The sequence below is a fragment of the Bacillus sp. VT 712 genome (assembly GCF_001614195.1).
GTDB lineage: Bacteria > Bacillota > Bacilli > Bacillales > Bacillaceae_H > Priestia > Priestia flexa.
Map to the genome: position 1 here is coordinate 1 of NZ_LWBK01000016.1, position 15,862 is coordinate 15,862.

15 protein-coding genes, 2 rRNA genes and 1 other annotated feature are annotated in these 15,862 nt (G+C 38.4%); all 17 genes read left to right on the top strand.

The genetic code is table 11. The annotated features are described in order from the left end of the window. Positions 1 to 249 (top strand): 23S ribosomal RNA (locus A2U94_RS09785); the annotation flags it as partial. A 101-nt stretch (positions 250 to 350) separates the two neighbouring features. After that, positions 351 to 466, top strand: a 5S ribosomal RNA gene (gene rrf / locus A2U94_RS09790). A 204-nt stretch (positions 467 to 670) separates the two neighbouring features. After that, entirely contained in the window at positions 671 to 1,132 is a 462-nt protein-coding gene (locus A2U94_RS09795) for a CtsR family transcriptional regulator (protein ID WP_025909695.1), read from the top strand. Between the two features lie 37 nt (positions 1,133 to 1,169). Further along, complete coding sequence (gene mcsA / locus A2U94_RS09800) at positions 1,170 to 1,709, top strand: protein-arginine kinase activator protein McsA (protein WP_025909696.1); 540 nt, start codon at positions 1,170 to 1,172, stop codon at positions 1,707 to 1,709. A 4-nt stretch (positions 1,710 to 1,713) separates the two neighbouring features. Then, positions 1,714 to 2,781, top strand: coding sequence for a protein-arginine kinase McsB (gene mcsB, locus A2U94_RS09805; RefSeq protein WP_025909697.1), 1,068 nt, complete (start codon positions 1,714 to 1,716; stop codon positions 2,779 to 2,781). A 20-nt stretch (positions 2,782 to 2,801) separates the two neighbouring features. Next, entirely contained in the window at positions 2,802 to 5,243 is a 2,442-nt protein-coding gene (clpC, locus tag A2U94_RS09810) for an ATP-dependent protease ATP-binding subunit ClpC (RefSeq protein WP_025909698.1), read from the top strand. Positions 5,244 to 5,366: 123 nt separating this feature from the next. After that, a complete protein-coding gene (gene radA / locus A2U94_RS09815; protein ID WP_025909699.1) occupies positions 5,367 to 6,746 on the top strand; it encodes a DNA repair protein RadA in 1,380 nt (459 codons plus the stop codon). Between the two features lie 5 nt (positions 6,747 to 6,751). Beyond that, the gene (gene disA / locus A2U94_RS09820; RefSeq protein ID WP_025909700.1) at positions 6,752 to 7,828 is read left to right on the top strand and encodes a DNA integrity scanning diadenylate cyclase DisA; all 1,077 of its coding nucleotides are present in this window, start codon (positions 6,752 to 6,754) and stop codon (positions 7,826 to 7,828) included. A gap of 142 nt (positions 7,829 to 7,970) precedes the next feature. Further along, positions 7,971 to 9,068: a PIN/TRAM domain-containing protein gene (locus A2U94_RS09825; protein WP_025909701.1), complete on the top strand. Its 1,098-nt coding sequence runs from the start codon at positions 7,971 to 7,973 to the stop codon at positions 9,066 to 9,068. A 25-nt stretch (positions 9,069 to 9,093) separates the two neighbouring features. Beyond that, positions 9,094 to 9,783, top strand: a complete 690-nt coding sequence (gene ispD / locus A2U94_RS09830; RefSeq protein ID WP_025909702.1) for a 2-C-methyl-D-erythritol 4-phosphate cytidylyltransferase — start codon at positions 9,094 to 9,096, stop codon at positions 9,781 to 9,783. Between the two features lie 12 nt (positions 9,784 to 9,795). Continuing rightward, a complete protein-coding gene (gene ispF, locus A2U94_RS09835) occupies positions 9,796 to 10,275 on the top strand; it encodes a 2-C-methyl-D-erythritol 2,4-cyclodiphosphate synthase (protein ID WP_025909703.1) in 480 nt (159 codons plus the stop codon). 101 nt (positions 10,276 to 10,376) lie between these two features. After that, a complete protein-coding gene (gene gltX / locus A2U94_RS09840) occupies positions 10,377 to 11,834 on the top strand; it encodes a glutamate--tRNA ligase (RefSeq protein WP_025909704.1) in 1,458 nt (485 codons plus the stop codon). A 34-nt stretch (positions 11,835 to 11,868) separates the two neighbouring features. After that, positions 11,869 to 12,092: a binding site (T-box leader), on the top strand. Between the two features lie 58 nt (positions 12,093 to 12,150). Beyond that, on the top strand, positions 12,151 to 12,795 hold the full coding sequence (gene cysE / locus A2U94_RS09845; RefSeq protein WP_169799834.1) for a serine O-acetyltransferase: 645 nt from the start codon (positions 12,151 to 12,153) through the stop codon (positions 12,793 to 12,795). Then, positions 12,785 to 14,182, top strand: a complete 1,398-nt coding sequence (gene cysS, locus A2U94_RS09850; protein WP_025909706.1) for a cysteine--tRNA ligase — start codon at positions 12,785 to 12,787, stop codon at positions 14,180 to 14,182. The genes cysE and cysS overlap by 11 nt, the downstream gene beginning before the upstream one ends. A gap of 7 nt (positions 14,183 to 14,189) precedes the next feature. After that, entirely contained in the window at positions 14,190 to 14,603 is a 414-nt protein-coding gene (locus tag A2U94_RS09855) for a Mini-ribonuclease 3 (protein ID WP_025909707.1), read from the top strand. 1 nt (position 14,604) lies between these two features. Beyond that, entirely contained in the window at positions 14,605 to 15,351 is a 747-nt protein-coding gene (gene rlmB / locus A2U94_RS09860; RefSeq protein ID WP_025909708.1) for a 23S rRNA (guanosine(2251)-2'-O)-methyltransferase RlmB, read from the top strand. Position 15,352: 1 nt separating this feature from the next. Then, complete coding sequence (locus A2U94_RS09865; protein ID WP_025909709.1) at positions 15,353 to 15,862, top strand: NYN domain-containing protein; 510 nt, start codon at positions 15,353 to 15,355, stop codon at positions 15,860 to 15,862.

Genomic DNA, 15,862 nt, shown 5'->3' on the forward strand with positions numbered 1-15,862 from the left:
CTTAGTACGAGAGGACCGGGATGGACACACCGCTGGTGTACCAGTTGTCTTGCCAAAGGCATCGCTGGGTAGCTATGTGTGGACGGGATAAGTGCTGAAAGCATCTAAGCATGAAGCCCCCCTCAAGATGAGATTTCCCATAGCGCAAGCTAGTAAGATCCCTGAAAGATGATCAGGTTGATAGGTCAGAGGTGGAAGCACGGCGACGTGTGTAGCTGACTGATACTAATCGATCGAGGACTTAACCAAATTAGAAAAGCGAAGGCGACTAATTAGGAGCCATAGCTAGACAGTAAACTTAGTACTCAGTAAAATGTTATCTAGTTTTGAGAGAATAATCTCAAATCATGTCTGGTGGCGATAGCAGAGAGGTCACACCCGTTCCCATGCCGAACACGGAAGTTAAGTTCTCTAGCGCCGATGGTAGTTGGGACTTTGTCCCTGTGAGAGTAGGACGTTGCCAGGCATATTATTTAAAAGGATTAGCTTATAGCTAGTCCTTTTTTTATTTCTCATTAATTTCAATAAATGACGTTTTGAACCTTATTTTAGTGGAAATCATAAAAGTAAGGCAAAACTTATCAAACTACATAGTTGAAATTTTTTTCATTTCCTTTTATATTTAATTTAATAAGGTCAAATATAGTCAAAGTCAGAAGGAGGGTGCAACGTGCCAAATATCTCTGACATCATTGAACAGTATTTAAAAGAAGTGCTCGAATTAAGTGACAGAGAAATTGTTGAGATTAAACGTAGCGAAATTGCAGATAAGTTTCAATGTGTTCCATCTCAAATCAATTACGTTATTAATACGCGCTTTACGATTGAAAGAGGTTATGTGGTTGAAAGTAAGAGAGGTGGAGGTGGCTTTATCAGAATTTCTAAAGTCCGAACTCATAATGCTTCTCATTTATTTCAACAAGTCATCGATCTTATCGAATCTCAAATTTCACAGTCATATGCTGAAAGCGTCATTTTCAGGTTAGTTGGAGAAAAAGTCATTACGGAGCGAGAAGCTAAGATAATGCTTAGCGTTATTCATCGATCTGTTATTGACCTTGAGCTACCATATCGTGATGAACTTCGAGCGAAATTACTAAAAGCTATGTTGAATTCATTAAGGTATCGCTAATTGAATTGATTTTATGTAGACAGGGAGAGATGGTTGCATGATTTGTCAGCAATGTGAGATTCGACCTGCAACACTTCATTTTACGAATGTAGTGAATGGGAATAAGACAGAAGCACACCTTTGCGAACAATGCGCTGCAGAGAGTGGGGATGTATTTTCTATATCATCTCAGCAAGGCTTTTCAATTAATAGTCTATTAGCAGGACTATTAAATTTTGAACCTTCTGCTACAGGTCCGAATACAATTAAAAATGAACCACTACGTTGCCCTACATGCGGAATGACGTATCATCAATTTTCTAAAGTTGGTCGGTTTGGCTGTTCAAACTGCTATGAAACCTTTGAACAACCACTTGTTCCGTTTTTGAAGAGGTTACATGGGGGGAATTATTTACATCATGGTAAAATTCCAAAGAGAATTGGAAGTAATCTTCATTTAAAAAAGGAATTACAGGCTCTGAGATTGAATTTAAAGGAGTATATTGAAAAAGAAGAATTCGAAAAAGCTGCAGAGCTTCGAGATGAAATTCGCTTATTAGAGAAAAAAATCAATAACTCTACGGGAAAGGAGATATAGCCGTATGTCTGAACTATTCTTCACAAATCCCGTAAGCTCTTGGATGAAACAAGAAGCACCGGACTCTGATATTGTACTAAGCAGCAGAATTCGTCTAGCTAGAAATTTAACAAATTTTCTTTTTCCTACAATGTTAGTAAAAGAAAAAGCTGATGAAATTGTAAACAATTTTGATCAAGTGTTTGAAGAAATAAGGAAAATGGAAGAGTGTGAATTATCTTCTCTAAAAATGAGTGAGTTAAAGCCACTGGAGAAACGAGTACTGGTGGAGAAGCATTTAATCAGTCCTCAATTATCTGAATCTAATTCAGGGGCTTGTTATTTATCAAAGCAAGAAGATTTAAGTATTATGGTTAATGAAGAAGATCATTTACGCATACAATGTTTATTTCCAGGTCTTCAATTATCCGAAGCATTAGAACGAGCTAATGAAGTAGATAATTGGATTGAAAATCGCGTGGACTACGCTTTTGATGAACAAAGAGGCTATTTAACGAGTTGCCCAACGAATGTTGGTACAGGGCTTCGTGCCTCGGTTATGATGCATGTACCTGCATTGGTTATGACTCGTCAAATTCATCGAATTATTCCTGCAATTAATCAATTAGGTTTAGTTGTAAGAGGAATTTACGGAGAGGGTAGCGAAGCATTAGGTAATATCTTTCAAGTTTCTAACCAAATTACGTTAGGAAAATCTGAAGCTGATATTGTATCAGACTTGAATAGTGTTGTAACACAATTAATTGCTCAAGAAAGATCTGCCAGAGATGCATTACTTAAAACCTCTCATTTGGAGTTAGAAGATCGCGTTCATCGCTCATATGGAGTATTAGCTCATAGTCGCATAATTGAATCTAAAGAAGCGTCTCAGTGCTTGTCAGATGTTCGATTAGGGATTGACTTAGGTTATATTACAAACATATCCAAAAATATTTTGAATGAACTCATTATTATGACGCAGCCAGGCTTTTTACAACAGTATTCAGGCTCTGCGTTAGATGCCCATGAACGAGATATTAAAAGAGCTACCTTAATTAGAGATCGCCTTAGTAATATTAAAAATATAGATTAAACGTGGAGGGTGACAGCCGTATGATGTTTGGAAGATTTACAGAGCGTGCACAAAAAGTATTAGCGTTAGCACAAGAAGAAGCTTTACGACTTGGACATAACAATATTGGAACTGAACATATTTTATTAGGTATTGTACGTGAAGGTGACGGTATTGCTGCAAAAGCATTATCTGCATTAGGGTTAAGCACAGAAAAAATTCAAAAAGAAGTCGAAGCTCTTATTGGAAGAGGTCAAGAGTTAACTCAAACGATTCATTATACACCTCGCGCTAAAAAAGTAATTGAACTTTCAATGGATGAAGCAAGAAAATTAGGTCATTCGTATGTGGGAACTGAGCATATTTTACTTGGATTAATTCGTGAAGGTGAAGGCGTAGCTGCTCGTGTACTTAATAATTTAGGAGTGAGCTTAAATAAAGCTCGTCAACAAGTATTGCACCTGTTAGGTAGTAACGAAGCTGCTTCTAGTCATCAAGGTGGTGGAACTTCGAATGCAAATACACCAACCCTTGATAGTTTAGCTCGGGATTTAACAGTGGTAGCACGTGAAGGAAGTCTAGATCCAGTTATTGGGCGTAGCAAGGAAATTCAGCGTGTTATTGAAGTGTTGAGTCGTCGTACAAAGAATAACCCAGTTCTTATCGGTGAACCAGGTGTAGGTAAAACAGCAATCGCAGAGGGATTAGCACAGCAAATTGTTAACAACGAAGTGCCGGAGATTCTTCGAGATAAGCGCGTTATGACCCTAGATATGGGAACCGTAGTTGCTGGAACAAAATATCGTGGTGAATTTGAAGATCGTTTGAAAAAAGTAATGGATGAAATTCGTCAAGCCGGTAATATCATTCTATTTATTGATGAGCTGCATACATTAATCGGTGCTGGTGGTGCAGAAGGGGCAATTGATGCTTCAAACATTCTAAAACCATCCTTAGCACGCGGTGAATTACAATGTATTGGTGCTACTACTTTAGATGAATACCGAAAATATATTGAAAAAGATGCAGCTTTAGAGCGTCGTTTCCAGCCAATTCAAGTTGATGAGCCAACCCTAGACGAATCTATCCAAATTTTAAAAGGCTTAAGAGATCGTTATGAAGCTCATCACCGCGTATCAATTTCTGATGAAGCTATTGAACAAGCAGTAAAATTATCTGACCGTTATATCTCAGATCGCTTTTTACCAGATAAAGCAATTGATTTAATTGATGAAGCTGGTTCAAAAGTTCGCTTACGTTCATTTACGACGCCGCCTAATTTGAAAGAGTTAGAGCAGAAGCTAGAGTCAATCCGAAATGAAAAAGATGCTTCTGTCCAAAGTCAGGAGTTTGAAAAGGCTGCATCATTACGTGATACAGAACAACGCTTAAGAGAAGAATTAGAAGAAACTAAAAAAGCTTGGAAACAAGAGCAAGGTAAAGAGAATTCAGCTGTTACAGTAGAAGACATCGCGATGGTTGTATCTAGCTGGACTGGAGTGCCGGTTTCGAAATTGGCTCAGGAAGAATCAGAGCGTTTACTAAACATGGAAGAGATTTTACACTCTCGTGTCATTGGCCAAGAAGAAGCTGTAAAAGCAGTGGCAAAAGCTGTTCGTCGCGCAAGAGCAGGCTTGAAAGATCCAAAACGTCCAATAGGCTCATTTATTTTCTTGGGACCAACTGGTGTAGGTAAAACAGAGCTTGCTCGTGCTTTAGCTGAATCAATGTTTGGTGACGAAGATGCGATGATTCGTATTGATATGTCAGAGTATATGGAAAAACACTCGACTTCTCGCTTAGTAGGTTCTCCTCCAGGCTACGTTGGATATGATGAGGGTGGTCAGTTGACGGAGAAAGTTAGAAGAAAGCCATACTCTGTTGTATTACTAGATGAAATTGAAAAAGCGCATCCGGATGTATTTAACATTTTATTACAAGTTTTAGAAGACGGACGCTTAACTGATTCAAAAGGTCGCACTGTAGATTTCAGAAACACAATTCTAATCATGACTTCAAATGTTGGTGCAGATACGTTAAAACGTAACAAGCATCTTGGATTTACGGTTGAAACAGAGGGTCAGGATTATAAGGATATGAAAGGGAAAGTTATGAGTGAGATGAAGCGTGCTTTCCGTCCAGAGTTCCTAAACCGTATTGATGAGATTATTGTGTTCCATTCGTTAGAGAAACCGCATCTAGCTGAAATTGTAAAGCTAATGGCTGATCAATTAACTAGACGCTTAAAAGAACAAGAAATTGAATTGGAATTAACAAAGGCAGCAATTGATAAGATTGCAGAAGAAGGGTTTGACCCAGAGTATGGGGCGCGTCCTCTACGTCGAGCAATCCAAAAGCATGTTGAGGATCGTTTATCTGAGGAGTTATTAAGAGGCGTCATTCAAAAAGGTCAAAAGGTAACGTTAGATGTAGAAGGTGAAAACTTTACAGTCAAGTCATCTTCACCGAGCAGTATTAGCTAAAGAATTAAGAACATGTGGGGCATACGACAAAATACGTATGCCTCCATTTTTTATTTACAATGTAAAGATAGTGTACAATAGCATCAAGGACTTTTATAAAGAACGAGGAGATTATACTAAATAATGAGTAAAAGAAAAACAAAGTTTTCATGTCAACATTGTGGGTATGAATCGGCTAAATGGATGGGAAAGTGTCCTGGCTGTGGCAGTTGGAATTCAATGGTGGAAGAAATTGAAGAGACAAAGTCTTCAAGGCGAGGAGGAGCTTTTTCTGGCGCAACCTCTACAAAGGTGCAAAAGCCTCAATCCATTACGAATATTGAATCAACGACTGAACCAAGGATATATACAAAGTCACCCGAGCTAAACCGTGTTTTAGGTGGAGGGATTGTTAGAGGATCACTAGTCTTAATTGGGGGAGATCCTGGTATTGGTAAATCAACTTTGTTGCTACAAACTTCAGCTCAGTTAGCTATGAACAAGCATAAGGTGCTTTATATATCTGGTGAGGAATCAACAAAGCAAACAAAGCTAAGAGCAGATCGCTTAGGTATTAAAGCGGAAGATTTGTATGTGCATGCAGAAACAAACTTAGAGTCAATCACAGAAGCTATCTCAAGTATGAATCCAGAACTTGTTATCATTGATTCAATTCAAACAATTTATCACGGTGACGTTACATCAGCGCCCGGAAGTGTTTCTCAAGTACGCGAGTGTACAGCAGAGTTAATGCGAATTGCAAAAACAAACGGCATAGCTATTTTTATTGTAGGTCATGTTACCAAAGAAGGGTCTATTGCAGGTCCAAGGTTACTTGAACATATGGTAGACAGTGTTTTGTATTTTGAAGGAGAACGCCACCATACGTACCGGATTTTAAGAGCAGTAAAAAACCGCTTTGGTTCAACAAACGAAATGGGTATTTTTGAAATGAAGGAAAGTGGTCTAGAGGAAGTGCTCAACCCATCTGAAATCTTTTTAGAAGAACGATCTCAAGGTGCAGCTGGTTCTGTCGTTGTGGCTTCGATGGAGGGTACTCGTCCCGTATTGGTAGAGTTACAAGCACTTATTAGCCCAACAAGCTTTGGAAATCCTAGAAGAATGTCTACAGGACTTGATCATAACCGTGTCTCGCTTATTATGGCAGTGTTAGAAAAGCGAGTAGGATTACTGTTGCAAAATCAAGATGCGTACTTAAAAGTAGCAGGTGGGGTAAAGTTAGATGAGCCAGCTATTGATTTGGCGGTTGCGGTTAGCATTGCATCGAGCTTTAAAGATGCACCTTCAAACCCTACAGACGTAGTAGTAGGAGAAGTTGGATTAACAGGTGAGGTTCGAAGAGTGTCTCGCATTGAACAACGAGTGCAAGAAGCTGTGAAATTAGGATTTAAGCGAATCATTGTTCCTGAAAAAAACTTAGGTGGTTGGAAAATACCAGAAGGCATTGACGTAGTAGGGGTGTCCACTGTGTCAGAAGCGTTACAGTACACATTAGGAGGTTAAAAAGAATGAATGATGAAAAGATAACAGAGCAAAAGCAAATCTCTGATATTCTAGAATTTGTGGCTCCTGGAACCCCTTTTCGCGATGGTATTGAAAATGTATTAAGAGCTAAGACCGGCGGGTTAATTGTAATCGGGTACAATGATCAAGTGAAAAAGATGGTAGATGGAGGGTTTTCAATTAATTGTGCATTTACACCAGCTCACTTATATGAGTTGGCTAAAATGGATGGAGCGCTTATCTTAAATGACAGTGGTAGTAAAATTTTATTTGCAAATGCTCAATTAATGCCGGATCCATCTACTCCTTCTTCGCAAACCGGTATGCGACATCGTACAGCAGAGCGGGTTGCCAAGCAATCAGGAGTACTGGTTATTGCTATTTCACAGCGTCGAAATGTTATTACGCTGTATAAAGACTCTTCTCAATATGTATTAAAAGACATTAGCGTTATTTTAGCAAAAGCGAACCAAGCGCTTGGCACGTTGGAGAAATATAAAGCAGTTTTAGATGATTCCATCAATAGCCTAAGTGCTTTAGAGTTTGAAGAACAAGTAACTCATACAGACGTGTTACAATCTTTGCATCGCATTGAGATGGTATTGCGAATTAAAAACGAAATTTTAAGTTATATTAGTGAGTTAGGAACAGAAGGGCGATTAATTCGTCTGCAGATGAATGAATTGTTGTCTCACTTAGAAGAAGAAGCAATTTTGTTAATGAAAGATTATATGTATGATACAAGCGTAGAGCCAACAAAAGTAATTGAAAAGATGCAACAGCCATCTAATAATGTATTGCTAGATGACCAAACTCTCTTACGGCTAATGGGTTATCCAATTTATACGAGCTTTGAAGAGGGAGTTGTTCCGAGAGGATATCGAATGCTTCATAAAATTCCGCGACTACCGTCTATTATTATCGAGAACTTAATTGAAGAATTAGGCGACCTCAAGGCTATTACAGATGCAACTGTTCAGGAGCTTGATGAAGTAGAGGGTATCGGTGAAATACGTGCTCGTAAAATTCAACAAGGACTAAAGCGACTGAAGGAACAACACTTGCTAAACCGTCAGCTCTAGGATATTAATTGACTTTTTAATCTTGGTTAGGATATTGTGAAAATACTAATAGAGGGACATTTTGTTTACAAATTATGTTTTCAATTAAATAAAAGGTTTCAATCATTGTAAACTGTTTATAATGATAAAAGGAGGTGATGGCGTGTTAAAACGTTTTGTTCAATTGTTTTTTATCATAACAGGTGGTACATTAGGAATCTTTCTTATCCCAGAACTTATTGAATTATTAAGTCTAAAAGATATTGCATTATTAGACAAGTCATACATTCACGCCCCTTTAGGTGCAATTCTCTTTTTTGTCATAACATTCTGGTTAGTAGATTATGTTGTAGGCTTTATTCGCCGCATCGAAGAGTCTCTTGTAAAGGCACCGGTAACAGATGTTTTATTTGGGAGTTTAGGCTTAATATTAGGGTTAATTGTTGCCTATTTAGTTGGTACGTTCCTTTGGAAAATTCAGCTGCAGGTAGTTAGTACAGTTTTACCAATCTTTTTAAGTATTTTATTAGGTTACTTAGGCTTTCAAGTAGGGTTTAAAAAGAGAGATGAGTTGGTCAATGTTTTTTCGATACCTACTCGTATTGGTAAGAAAAAAGGTTCGGAAGAAGAGCAAGAGAATAATCAATCCTTGCAGTCTTTAAAAATTTTAGATACAAGCGTTATTATCGATGGACGCATTGCAGATATATGTCAAACTGGTTTTTTAGATGGAACCATTGTCATTCCTCGATTTGTGTTAGAAGAGCTTCAGCATATCGCAGACTCATCAGATGTTTTAAAGCGCAATAGAGGTCGTCGAGGTCTTGATATCTTAAATCGAATTCAAAAGGAATTGTCTATGAAGGTAGAGATTTACGAAGGTGATTTTGAAGATATTCAAGAAGTAGATAGTAAACTTGTAAAGTTGGCAAAAGTTACTTCGGGTCTCGTCGTGACAAATGATTTTAATTTAAATAAAGTATGCGAACTGCAAAATGTAGGGGTTTTAAATATTAATGACTTAGCAAACGCAGTCAAACCAATTGTTTTACCAGGAGAAGAAATGAATGTACTTGTCATTAAAGACGGTAAGGAACACAATCAAGGTATTGCCTACTTAGACGATGGTACAATGATTGTTGTAGAAGAAGGCCGAAACTATATCGGTAAGCAAATCGATGTACTTGTGACAAGCGTACTTCAAACATCAGCTGGTCGAATGATTTTTGCTAGGCCTAAGCTCTTAGAAAAAGCCCTCTAATTTTCAGCTATAAGGGAGAAGGAACATGCAATACGATGTAATTGTTTTAGCAGCAGGACAAGGTAAGCGAATGAAAGCAGGGCGAAATAAGCAATTTCTATTAATTCGAAATGTACCTCTTCTTGTTCATACACTAAATATATTTGAAACTGATCATACATGTAATAGCATTATTTTAGTTATTAATGATCAAGAACTAGAGGATATTACATCACTTTTAGAGCAATATCCGATGCGTAAAGTTACGGCAGTGGTGTCGGGTGGTCAAGAGCGCCAACATAGCGTGTATAATGGGTTGAAAGCCATTAAGCTGTCTAATGTGGTTCTTATACATGATGGTGCTAGACCATTTGTGAAGCATCACCATATCCACAAACTTGTAGAAGAAGCGGCAGTTAAAGAAGCGGCAACTTTAGGCGTTCCTGTTAAAGAGACGATTAAGAAAGTAGAAAACAACATCGTAGTGGAAACGATTGAACGCTCTAGCTTGTGGTCTATTCAAACCCCACAAGCTTTTCTTTCGTCTACCATTCAAAGAGCTCATAACGTAGCAAAAGAAAACGGTTATCTAGGAACAGATGATGCAAGCTTAGTGGAACAGCTAGGTCAGGAAGTAGCAATTGTACAAGGAGACTACGATAATATAAAATTAACAACACCAGAAGACTTAATTTATGCAGAAGCTATTTTAACAAAGTTGGAACAAAACAACTAAGAGGTGAAGGAAATGAATATACGTGTTGGACAAGGATTTGACGTTCATCAATTTGCAACGGGACGTCCATTAATCATTGGAGGGATTGAAATCCCATATGAGAGAGGATTACTGGGACATTCTGATGCTGATGTACTTCTGCATACGATTGCCGATGCACTGTTAGGAGCAATAGCTCAAGGGGATATTGGAAAGCATTTTCCAGACACGGATCCAGAGTTTAAAGATGCAGATTCAGCTAAGCTTTTACAACATGTGTGGAAGCTAGTGAAAGCAGAAGGTTATGCGCTCAGCAATGTAGATTGTACAATTATTGCACAGAAACCTAAGATGGCACCGTACATCCAGCCAATTCGAGAGCGTATTGCCGAACTATTAGAAGCTGAAGTGTCACAGATTAATGTTAAAGCAACGACGACAGAAAAATTAGGCTTTACTGGTCGTGAAGAAGGAATTGCTTCACAAGCCGCGGTGTTAGTATATCAAAAATAACCCAGAGTCTTTAACAGAATTACATTTGGTGATAAAATTAATAATGTCGAAAAATAATAAATTACATACTTACGTAAAATAAACTGGAGGTTATCCTACTTATGTCAAAAGAAGTACGCGTTCGCTATGCACCGAGTCCAACTGGGCACCTTCATATCGGAAACGCACGAACAGCTTTATTTAATTATTTATTTGCTCGCAATCAAAACGGTAAGTTCATTATTCGTATTGAAGATACAGATCAAAAGCGTAACATTGAAGGTGGAGAAGAAAGCCAGCTTCGCTATCTAAAGTGGTTAGGCATTGATTGGGATGAAAGTATTGATATCGGTGGAGAATACGGCCCGTATCGTCAATCCGAACGTACAGAAATTTACCAAAAATATACGGACGAACTATTAGAAAAAGGTGCAGCTTACTATTGCTACTGTACAGAAGAAGAATTAGAAAAAGAACGTGAAGAACAGACTGAAAATGGTCAAATGCCACGCTACTCAGGCAAATGCCGTAACTTAACAGAAGAGCAGCAAAAAGAATTAGCAGCAGAAGGTCGCAAGCCAAGCATCCGCTTCCGAGTTCCAACGGGTACGGTAGTGAAGTTCAACGATATTGTTAAAGGCGAAGTAGCATTTGAATCCGACGGTATCGGTGACTATGTTATCGTGAAAAAAGATGGCACGCCTACTTATAACTATGCTGTAGCTATTGATGATCATCTAATGGAAATGACGCACGTTTTACGTGGAGATGATCATATTTCAAATACACCAAAGCAAATTATGATTTATAATGCGTTAGGTTGGGAGCCGCCTGTATTTGGACATATGACATTAATTGTAAATGAAAGTCGCCGCAAACTAAGTAAGCGTGACGAGTCCATTATCCAATTTATCGAGCAGTATAAAGAATTAGGTTACTTACCTGAAGCTCTGTTCAATTTTATTGCAATGCTTGGATGGTCACCTGTAGGGGAAGAAGAAATCTTCTCAAAAGAGCAGTTTATTGAAATCTTTGATCCTGCTCGTTTATCTAAATCACCAGCATTATTTGACACGAATAAACTTCGTTGGATGAACAATCAATACATGAAGCAGCTTGATTTAGATGAAGTTGTAGATCTATCTCTTCCTCATCTCGTAAAAGCTGGACGTGTAGAAGAACAAATGACGGAAGAACAAACGAAGTGGGTAAAAGAACTAATTGCCCTTTATCAAGAACAAATGAGCTACGGTGCAGAAATCGTGGAGCTAACAGAAATGTTCTTCAAAACAGAAATTGAGTATAATGAAGAAGCGAAAGCTGTACTTGCAGAAGAGCAGGTGCCAGAGGTATTGCAAGCTTTTGCAACGGAAATTGAAGCAATGGAGACTTTTAGTCCCGAAGAGATTAAAGCAGCAACAAAAGCTGTTCAAAAAGCAACAGGTCATAAAGGTAAGAAGCTATTTATGCCAATTCGTGTAGCTACAACGGGTGAAACACATGGACCAGAATTACCAAAAGCTATTTCGCTACTTGGTAAAGCAACAGTGTTAGCTCGTCTAGCAAAAGTTTCTGGTTAACAAATTGGTTTAAAACCCATATAGTTAATATATATTGAAATCGTTGATAAGGAGAAGTAAATAGGCTATCGCTTTTTTAGAGAGGATTACCATCGGCTGAAAGTAATCTATGCGTATACCTATTGAAATGCACCTTAGAGACTTCTGTTGAAAACTGAGGTTAGTAAGCAGGAGCGGGTATCGCCGTTACACGAGATGAGTTGGAGTGCGTATCTGCACTCAAGCAGAGTGGAACCGCGTATAAGAAACGTCTCTGTGTCAGTTGACACAGAGACGTTTTTTTTATAAAAAATGGGGGGTGAAAAAGGTGATAAAGATGTTAAAAGAGGATATTGAGGTGATATTTGAACAAGATCCTGCTGCTAGGAGCTACATCGAAGTTATTTTAACGTATTCTGGGCTCCATGCTATTTGGTCACATCGTTTAGCTCACGCGTTGTTTAAACGCAAATGGTTCTTTTTAGCACGTGTAATTTCACAGGTTAGTCGCTTCTTTACAGGAATTGAAATTCATCCGGGGGCAAAAATAGGACGACGCTTTTTTATTGACCACGGAATGGGAATCGTAATTGGAGAGACTTGCGAAATAGGAGACAATGTCACAGTTTATCAGGGAGTAACTTTAGGCGGTACGGGAAAAGAAAAAGGAAAACGTCATCCAACGATTAAAGACCACGTTCTTATTGCAACGGGTGCTAAAGTTTTAGGGTCCATTACCATTAACGAAAACTCAAAAATTGGTGCCGGGTCGGTTGTCTTGAATGATGTTCCTGAGAATTCAACAGTTGTGGGAATACCAGGTCGAGTCGTCATTCAAAATGGAGTTCGTATTAAAGATTTAAATCATCAGGATTTACCAGATCCAGATGCAGAGCGATTCAAGCAGCTTGAACATCAATTAAGCGAACTACAACAAGAAATCAAGCAGCTCAAAGAAGGGAAGATTTATCATGACAATTAAGCTATATAACACATTAACTCGTCAAAAAGAAGTGTTTACACCTTTAGAGGAAAATAAGGTTAAAATGTATGTCTGTGGTCCAACTGTTTATAACTATATTCATATTGGAAATGCAAGACCCGCCATTGTATTCGATACAGTGCGTCGCTATCTAGAGTTTAGAGGGTATGAAGTACAATATGTGTCAAACTTCACAGATGTTGATGACAAGCTAATTCGAGCAGCTAAAGAGCTGGGTGAAGATGTACCAACGATTGCAGAACGATTTATTAACGCTTATTTTGAGGATACGACAGCACTTGGCTGCAAACATGCGACTATACATCCTCGCGTAACAGAGAATATGGATATTATTATTGATTTTATTGATGAGCTAGTTAAAAAAGGCTATGCATATGAGTCAGATGGAGACGTTTATTACCGCACAAGAAAGTTCGAAGGTTACGGAAAGCTTTCACATCAATCAATTGATGAGCTGCAATCAGGTGCTCGTATTGAAGTTGGAGAAAAGAAAGAAGATCCGTTAGACTTTACGTTATGGAAAGCGGCAAAAGATGGTGAAATTGCATGGGATAGTCCATGGGGGCAAGGAAGACCAGGTTGGCATATCGAGTGCTCAGCGATGGCTCGTAAATACTTAGGAGATACAATCGACATTCATGCCGGCGGTCAGGACTTATCGTTTCCTCATCATGAAAACGAAATTGCACAGTCTGAAGCATTGACGGGAAAGACATTTGCGAAATATTGGTTGCATAATGGTTATATTAATATTGATAACGAAAAAATGTCGAAGTCATTAGGAAACTTTGTACTTGTACACGACATCATTCAAAAGCACGACCCATCACTATTAAGATTCTTTATTCTATCAGTACATTACCGTCACCCAATTAATTATAACGAAGAAATCCTTGAAAATACTCGAAAAGGCTATGAGCGTTTACAAACAGCTTATGTGAACTTAAAGCACCGTTTAGAGGCAGCAACAGACTTAAACGACGGTAATTCAGAATGGCTAACTAACATTGATGAGCTTCATAACAGTTTTATTAAAGAGATGGATGATGACTTTAATACAGCAAATGCTATTTCAGTGCTATTCGAACTGGCTAAGCAAGCAAATGTATATCTACTCGAAAAGACAACATCAAAAGAAGTAATTGAAGCATTCATTAATGAATTTAACCAATTAGGTGGAGCTTTAGGCTTAACATTTGACGCTCAAGAATTAGTAGATGAGGAAATTGAAAATCTCATTCAACAGCGAATTGATGCTCGTAAAAACCGTGACTTTAAATTAGCTGATCAGATTCGCGATGAATTAAAAGCTAAGAATATTATTTTAGAGGACACGGCTCAAGGAACGCGTTGGAAAAGAGGATGATTGTTTAATGACTGAAAAAAAGTTAGATGTGAAGCAGTTGAATAGCCTAGCATTAGCTTATATGGGTGATGCAGTATTCGACTTGCATGTAAGGAAACATTTGCTTGGGTTAGGGACAGTACGCCCTAACCAGCTTCATAACAAAGCGAAAAAATATGTTTCAGCTAAAGCTCAAGCTCAGATTGTCTATCATTTTAAAGAAATTGAGTTCTTAGATGATCAAGAGCTAGCGGTGCTAAGAAGAGGACGTAATGCAAAATCAGGCACAGTTCCTAAAAACACGGATGTACAAACGTACCGCTATAGCACAGCGTTTGAAGCGTTAGTTGGCTATCATTACTTATTGGGTAACCATGAGCGTTCTCAGGAAATTATTACAAAAGCAATCTCTTTCATTTTTGAAGGAGAGGGAGGAAATTAATATGCAGCAGCAGGATTATATTATCGGACGAAATGCCGTATTAGAAGCATTAAAATCAGAAAGAGAAATTAACAAGTTATGGATTGCAGAGGGCTCTCAGGGGGGATCCATGGGAGAAATTGTGAAATTTGCTAAACGAAACGGCGTATTAGTCCAGTATGTGCCTAAAAAGAAAATTGAACAAATGGTTCAAGGCACGCATCAAGGTGTATTAGCTCTAGTTGCGGCGTATTCATATGCTGAAATTGATGAACTGTTTGAAAAAGCAGCACAAAAAAATGAAGATCCTTTCTTTTTAGTACTAGATGAGTTAGAAGACCCGCACAACTTAGGTTCAATTATGAGAACAGCAGATGCAGTTGGTGCTCACGGGATTATTATTCCAAAGCGCAGATCTGTGGGGTTGACATCAACTGTAGCTAAATCATCAACTGGAGCTATTGAACATATTCCAGTTGCTCGCGTAACGAACTTAGCTCGCACTATTGATGAATTAAAGGAAAGGGGAGTATGGGTAGCTGGTACAGATGCAAAAGAAAGCGATGACTATCGAAACTTAGATGGTACAATGCCACTAGCTTTAGTTATTGGAAGTGAAGGTAAAGGAATGAGTCGCCTTGTTCGAGAAAAGTGTGACTTTTTAGTAAGGCTTCCGATGGTTGGTCACGTAACATCCTTAAATGCATCAGTAGCAGCAAGTTTATTGATGTATGAAGTGTATCGTAAACGTCACCCATTAGGAAGATAAAATGGATATTTTATTAGTAGATGGTTATAACATGATTGGTGCATGGCCTAACTTACGAAATCTACGTGACCATGATTTAGCGGGAGCCCGAGATTTGCTTATTGAAAAGCTTGCTGAGTACCAAGCTTATACAGGCTACCGCGTCATTGTGGTATTTGACGCACATATGGTTCAAGGAATTGAAAAGAAAGCTCATAACTATAAAATTGAAGTCGTTTTTACACGTGAAAATGAAACAGCTGATGAGTATATTGAAAAATTGGCTCAAGATTTAAATAACGTAGCGACACAGGTCCATGTTGCGACATCAGATTTTACTGAACAGTGGGCGATATTTGGTCAAGGAGCATTACGGAAATCCGCCCGGGAATTGTATAATGAAATTCAAGAGATTGAAAGATTTATCAAAATTGAAGTAAAGTCCATTCAAACGCAAAAGCCAGCGGCAAGGATTAAATTGCCTGACGGAGTTGCTGAAATTTTCGAAAAATGGAGACGCGGCGAGAAGTGA

Coding starts and splice junctions, on each gene's coding strand:
- mcsB (WP_025909697.1), top strand. CDS start 1,714: ATGTCTGAACTATTCTTCACAAATCCCGTAAGCTCTTGGATGAAACAA.
- radA (WP_025909699.1), top strand. CDS start 5,367: ATGAGTAAAAGAAAAACAAAGTTTTCATGTCAACATTGTGGGTATGAA.
- gltX (WP_025909704.1), top strand. CDS start 10,377: ATGTCAAAAGAAGTACGCGTTCGCTATGCACCGAGTCCAACTGGGCAC.
- ispF (WP_025909703.1), top strand. CDS start 9,796: ATGAATATACGTGTTGGACAAGGATTTGACGTTCATCAATTTGCAACG.
- cysE (WP_169799834.1), top strand. CDS start 12,151: ATGTTAAAAGAGGATATTGAGGTGATATTTGAACAAGATCCTGCTGCT.
- ispD (WP_025909702.1), top strand. CDS start 9,094: ATGCAATACGATGTAATTGTTTTAGCAGCAGGACAAGGTAAGCGAATG.
- cysS (WP_025909706.1), top strand. CDS start 12,785: ATGACAATTAAGCTATATAACACATTAACTCGTCAAAAAGAAGTGTTT.
- A2U94_RS09865 (WP_025909709.1), top strand. CDS start 15,353: ATGGATATTTTATTAGTAGATGGTTATAACATGATTGGTGCATGGCCT.
- A2U94_RS09855 (WP_025909707.1), top strand. CDS start 14,190: ATGACTGAAAAAAAGTTAGATGTGAAGCAGTTGAATAGCCTAGCATTA.
- clpC (WP_025909698.1), top strand. CDS start 2,802: ATGATGTTTGGAAGATTTACAGAGCGTGCACAAAAAGTATTAGCGTTA.
- rlmB (WP_025909708.1), top strand. CDS start 14,605: ATGCAGCAGCAGGATTATATTATCGGACGAAATGCCGTATTAGAAGCA.
- mcsA (WP_025909696.1), top strand. CDS start 1,170: ATGATTTGTCAGCAATGTGAGATTCGACCTGCAACACTTCATTTTACG.
- disA (WP_025909700.1), top strand. CDS start 6,752: ATGAATGATGAAAAGATAACAGAGCAAAAGCAAATCTCTGATATTCTA.